Origin of the sequence: Paraburkholderia lacunae (assembly GCF_003353175.1) — a bacterium.
In the GTDB taxonomy this organism is placed as follows: Bacteria; Pseudomonadota; Gammaproteobacteria; order Burkholderiales; family Burkholderiaceae; genus Paraburkholderia; species Paraburkholderia lacunae.
The window spans coordinates 1-5,715 of the sequence record NZ_QHKS01000072.1; the positions used below are offsets into that span (position 1 = coordinate 1).

At 58.8% G+C, this 5,715-nt stretch carries 3 protein-coding genes and 1 pseudogene; all 4 read left to right on the forward strand.

Going from position 1 to position 5,715, the window contains the following annotated elements:
• The first annotated feature begins 409 nt into the window (after window positions 1-409).
• Window positions 410-1,207: a creatininase gene (locus DLM46_RS38625; RefSeq protein WP_115110293.1), complete on the forward strand. Its 798-nt coding sequence runs from the start codon at window positions 410-412 to the stop codon at window positions 1,205-1,207.
• A 21-nt stretch (window positions 1,208-1,228) separates the two neighbouring features.
• On the forward strand, window positions 1,229-2,686 hold the full coding sequence (locus DLM46_RS38630) for a purine-cytosine permease family protein (RefSeq protein ID WP_115110297.1): 1,458 nt from the start codon (window positions 1,229-1,231) through the stop codon (window positions 2,684-2,686).
• A gap of 140 nt (window positions 2,687-2,826) precedes the next feature.
• A pseudogene (locus DLM46_RS38635) lies at window positions 2,827-3,987 on the forward strand (porin).
• Between the two features lie 401 nt (window positions 3,988-4,388).
• Window positions 4,389-5,399, forward strand: coding sequence for a GlxA family transcriptional regulator (locus tag DLM46_RS38640; protein ID WP_115110301.1), 1,011 nt, complete (start codon window positions 4,389-4,391; stop codon window positions 5,397-5,399).
• Window positions 5,400-5,715: the final 316 nt, after the last annotated feature.

Below are 5,715 nucleotides of genomic sequence, written 5' to 3' on the forward strand. Positions count from 1 at the left end.
CCGCAAGGCCTGCCCGGTGCGGGTGGTTATCGCGAGCACGACATCCTCGTGGTCGGCGAGAAAGACGCCACCAACATCACCGGATTCAGGTACGGGCCGGAGCACAACATCATCAAGGCCTGATACGAACGCCTTCGGTTCAACCAGAAAACTCCATCAGATCTGCAGGCGCTCGACGCATCGGATTCAATGAGTCTGATCGCATCGGTTGCGCGACCGCAGCCAGGTCGAATTTTTGATTGATGGTCGACGTCGTTTTGCCTGCGTGGCCGGAATGTCGAAAACGAGAAGCGATTTGTCGTAAATGGAAACATTTTCGTATTTTTAGGCCCCTACGATGGCTCGGAGCCAGGCTGAGTTCGCCTGGTGGCGAGATAGACAGAAACAATAGGCGAGGAGGAGCTTTTTCATGGAAAAGAGCGTGGTGATAGGAGAACTGGCGTGGCCCGAATACGCGCGCCGGGTGACTGAGCAAGCGCAGCCCATCCTGATTCCGATCGGTGCGCTGGAGCAGCACGGACCGCATATGTCGATGAACCCAGATGTGCTGTTGCCAACTGCCATCTCGGTTGCGGTAGGGCAGAAAATTGGCGCGCTGGTGGCCCCTGCCATTGCGTACGGCTACAAATCCCAGCAGAAAAGCGGCGGTGGCAACCATCTGTGCGGCACGACCAGTCTGGACGGCCATACGCTGTCGTTGACGGTCAAAGACGTCCTGAAGGAGTTCGCCCGTCACGGCGCGCGGAAGATCTGCCTTGTCAACGGACATTTCGAGAATTCGATGTTCGCGGTCGAAGGGGTCGATCTGGCGATTCGCGAGTTGCGCTGGGAAGGCATTCACGACTTTCAGGTTGTGATGCTGTCGTACTGGGATTTCGTTACTGAAGAAACGATCGCCCGGATCTATCCGGACGGCTTTCCCGGCTGGGCAGTGGAGCATGGCGGTGTGCTGGAGACGTCGTTGATGCTGCACCTGCATCCTCATCTGGTCGACATGTCGTGCGTACCGACGCATGGGGCGGCGAGCTTTGAGCCTTACGACGTGTTTCCGCCGATTCCGGAGTGGACACCGTCTTCCGGCTGCCTGTCATCGGCGGCGGCCGCGTCTGCGGAAAAGGGGGCGTTGCTGTTCGAGGTCTGTGTAGAAGGGATCTCGTGCGCACTTCGCGAAGCCTACGATGCGCGCGCGAAAGCGTCGCTCGCCTGAAGCATCCATCTGGGGAACACAATGGGAAAGTATGACAGCCGTAACCCGCATGCCGAGGTCGAAGCCGACAAGGCGTGGAGCATCGAACAACATGCTATCGACCCGATTCCGTTAAAGGATCGGCACGGCACACCAGCCGAGTTGTTCAAGATGTGGATCGGTGCCAACACCAATTACGTAGTGGTGATGACGGGCGCACTGGCGCTGTCCCAGGGCTTGTCACTATGGCAGGCGCTGGGGGCGATTCTGGTTGGCAACCTGCTCGGCTGCTTCGTGCTGGGCCTCACCACGATCATGGGGCCGCGTACCGGTACCTCCGGCATCATGACGTCGCGCAGTTCATTTGGGCAGTTGGGTTCGTTTCTGCCGAAGGCTGTAAGCCTCGTTTCCGCGCTCAGCTGGTTTTCGATCAACTCAGTAGTGGCCACTCAGGCACTCGAGACATTGCTGAAGATGGGCGGATTTCAGAGCCACGCGGTGGTCTGGGTTTCGTTGGGCATCATTCTGGCCGCGGAAATATTGCTGGCAATCTTTGGACACGCGACCATCATCGCAGCAGAGAAATGGATCGCGGTCGTGCTAGCCATCCTGTTCGGCGGACTGGCGGCTTTCGTGTTGCCGCACACGAGCTTCGCGATGGCGTCGGCCATCAACCACGGCGGAGGCTCCATCAGTACATGGCTGATTGCGATGGGGATCATCTTTTCCTATCCAATCGGCTGGGCGAACTTCGCGTCCGACTACAGCCGCTATTTTCCTGCTGAAACCAGCTGGAAGAAGATCGTGCTGGCGGCCGGCGGAGGACAGTTCGTCGCGCTGATGTTCTGCGAAATGATCGGTGTGCTGTTCGCCACGGCGCTGGGCGGCACACTCGGCGATGACCCGGTCAGCCAGCTTGGCAAATTTTTGCCGACGTGGTTCATCGTGCCGCTGCTGTTTTCGATCATTCTCGGTGGTATCGCGGCAAACGTGCCAAACGGCTACACCGCCGGACTCGGTCTGCTGGCACTGCGCATTCCGATCAACCGGATTACGTCGCTGACCATCATTGCGCTGTTCACGCTTTGTTTTCGTGTCGTGACGGTGTTCTACGGACAGTTTTTCGACATGTATCAGGTGTTCCTGAATTACATGGTCTTCTGGACTGCGCCGTGGGCCGCTGTCGTGATTGTCGACTACTTCATGCGCCGTGGCCGCTATCAGGCGGATGCCTGGATGAAGTGGGGCGGCGGCGCCTACTGGTACGACGGGGGCATCTTCTGGCCGGGCGTCATCGCGCTGCTGATGGGAATCGTGGCATCACTCGTGTTCTCCAATTCGCCGACCTATGCCAGCCCGTTGATGCGCGACTACCTCGGTTGGGGCGACCTCAGCTTCGAGTTCGGTCTGTTGTCCGCCGGCTTGACCTACTTCGTGATGGCCCGACGCAGCGCGCACTTCCGGGCCACGGTGGACGCAGTCGCGCACGCGGCGAGCTAAATTCAAATACGGTCCGAATCTTCCGAGGTTGCTCGCGTTAAGTTTCGACGGAATGCGATCACCGTCGCGACACGCGGGCTTTTTTTTTGACGCCTCAATGGGTTTCCTCAAACGCTGCCAATTCATCGAGCCAATCAAGTATGAAAAAATCTCTATTCGCGATCGCGCTTTTCTGCGCGGCTGCTGTCTCGGCGCACGCGCAAAGCAGCGTGACGCTCTATGGTCTGATCGATACCGGGTTGATCTATACAAACAATCAACTCGGGCATAGCAGCTGGCAGCAGGTCACCAGCTCGACGCAGAACACGGTGTTTGGTCTGAAGGGCACGGAGGATCTTGGCGATGGCCTTCACGCGCTTTTCAAGCTCGAGCAGTCGTTCCTTCTGAATAACGGCGCCCAGGCCTTCGCCGGCAGCGCATTCGGTTCACAGGCATGATTCGGTCTGCAGAGTGACATGTACGGAACGGTGACGTTTGGTCGCCAGTTCGACGTGGTGAACGACCTCGTCGGGCCCATGACGTCGAGCTACAACACGTGGGGCGGCAGCATCGCCGCGCATCCGTTCGAAAACGACAACCTCGCCGCGAACTCGGTCATCGTCAACAACTCGGTCAAGTACGCGAGCCCAGTGGTTCACGGCGTCACGTTCGAAACGATGTATTCGTTCAGCAACAAGGCCGGCGAGTTCGCGAACAACCGCTCCTACGGTTTCGGCCTCTCGTATGTGCGGGGCCCGCTGAATCTTGCCGCTGGCTACCTGCAGCTGAACAATGCGGGCAACGGCAGCGGCGCGGTTACGACCAGTGACACGAGTGCGAACTTCATCACGGAGCGCCAGCGTGTGTGGTCGCTCGGCGGCAACTATACGTTCGGGCCAGCTACTGTTGGGCTGCTCTGGAGCCATACGCAGATCGACAACGTGGCGGGCGTGTTCTCGTTCGGCACGGGGAGCTACCTCGGAGCCAACGACGACTCCGCTGGCACCCTCGGCGGTTCGCTGCGCCTCGACAACTACGAAGTGAACGCGAAGTATGACCTGACGCCGGCGTGGTCCGTATCGGGTGCGTACACGTATACGCACGGCGCGTATAACGGTTCGTCGCCGGCATGGAATACGGCCATGTTGCAGACCGCCTACTCGATCAGCAAGCGCACCGACTTCTACCTGGAAGGCGTCTATCAGAACGTGCACGGCGCGCCCGCAGACTCCGTGCTCTCGCATGCGATGATCAACACACTTTCACCGTCGTCGACCGGCACGCAGGTGGCGGTCACGGTGGGCATGCGTCACGCTTTCTGAACATCCGCGATTACCCGACCAGAGGCGGCGTATGCCTGGATCCTGCCAGGCGTACGTTCGTTTCGACCGCGTCAAAACTTCAACGCCGCGTGCGTTCGGTCCGGCTCCCTATGGCCAGTAGTCTCTGCGCAAGCAGCTTCCTGCTGCGGTGAATGTATGGGTCGACGTGCATTAATGACCCTGTCACGTCGGCGCGCCCCATGCGATATTGCGTCGCAAATGCTTCAATGTGACAGCGTCTTTACTGAGGACGCCCTTACTGTTCGACAGTTCGCGGATCGGCAGAGTCCACTGGAAATGGTTGCGTGCTGGAGGTAGGATGCCAAGAATGCGTCGACCGAAGTGTTTGTGGGCGACGTGGCCCGCAGGCTACCCGGGTCGTTGCTGACCAGAACCCGCCTATGCCAACTAAGCTTATCAAGCTCGAAGAGCCTCGCGCTGACGGACTTCATGACCTCGGCGTCAGAAAGTATGGATTTCTGCTGCTCGACAATTTCTCGTTGATTGCACTTGGTGCCGCGGTCGATCCCTTGCGGATCGCCAACATGATTATTGGACGCCGTGTTTACGACTATCAACTCATCAGCGCGGGAGGCGAGTGTGTTCAATCGAGCGACGGCATCCGCGTACTGCCCGACGCAACGATCCGTGACCCCGGCTCGTTTGACGCCGTATTTGTAGTCGGCCCCAATCCGATTCCGCGCAAGGGGATCGGCTCAGTGCTGGATTGGCTACGTCTGCATGCGCGTGGTGGCACGGCGCTGGGCGGTCTCGACACAGGCAGTTACTTTCTTGCGCGCGCCGGTTTGCTAAACGGCTACCGGTGCACGATTCACTGGGAAGATCAGGACGTGCTGATGGGCCAGTTCCCGAAGCTGATCGTCTCCAATCGCCTCTACGAAGTGGATCGGGATCGCTACACCTGCAGTGGCGGGGTCGCGCCGCTGGACCTGATGGTGCATCTGCTCGGCATGCCACCCGGCAGCCGCACACTTGCGTCACGTGTGCTCGAATTGCTGGTTGCAGAACGACGCAGTCACGAGCAACAGCAGCGAACATCGCTGCGTCAATACATGGGCGCGGAACATGTGAAACTCGACGAGGCTTTGCAGATCATGGAGAGCAACGTCGAGGAGGCGCTCTCCGTCGCGGAGGTGGCGTCGCATCTGGGCGTCTCACAGCGCCAGCTCGAGCGGTGGTTCAACGAGCGGATCGGTAAAACGCCCGCTCAGGCCTATCTGGAGATTCGCCTGCTCCGCGCTCGCCAGTTGCTCTACCGGACGGGCAAGCCGCTCGAAGAAGTGTGTTCACGAACAGGCTTCACATCAATGACGCACTTCGCGACGCGTTACAAAGCACAGTTCAAGATTTCGCCTATGGCGGACCGTCGGCGATACCAGAACGCATTGTAGCGCAGCACATTCCGCACATTTTCCTTGTTCCAGTCCGTGCGCACGATGGCTGCGTTCGGAGGCGCGCGCCTGTTGGACAGGCCAATCCGACAGCAAAACGGTCTCTCAGTGGTAAACCCTCAATGTCGAAATTGAGGATGGTAGTGTCGGTTTAGAAAACTTTCGAAACCACCGAACTTCTACTATTCGCTCACACCTACTGGCGTTTTACACCAAGGAGCGAGCGCATGAAACTGGAAAATCTGATTCGGATCGAGAATGGCGAAAAGGTGAAGCACACCTTCCCGGATGCGGAGTACGCGAGCCGCCAAGGCAA

Coding starts and splice junctions, on each gene's coding strand:
- DLM46_RS38625 (WP_115110293.1), top strand. CDS start 410: ATGGAAAAGAGCGTGGTGATAGGAGAACTGGCGTGGCCCGAATACGCG.
- DLM46_RS38630 (WP_115110297.1), top strand. CDS start 1,229: ATGGGAAAGTATGACAGCCGTAACCCGCATGCCGAGGTCGAAGCCGAC.
- DLM46_RS38640 (WP_115110301.1), top strand. CDS start 4,389: ATGCCAACTAAGCTTATCAAGCTCGAAGAGCCTCGCGCTGACGGACTT.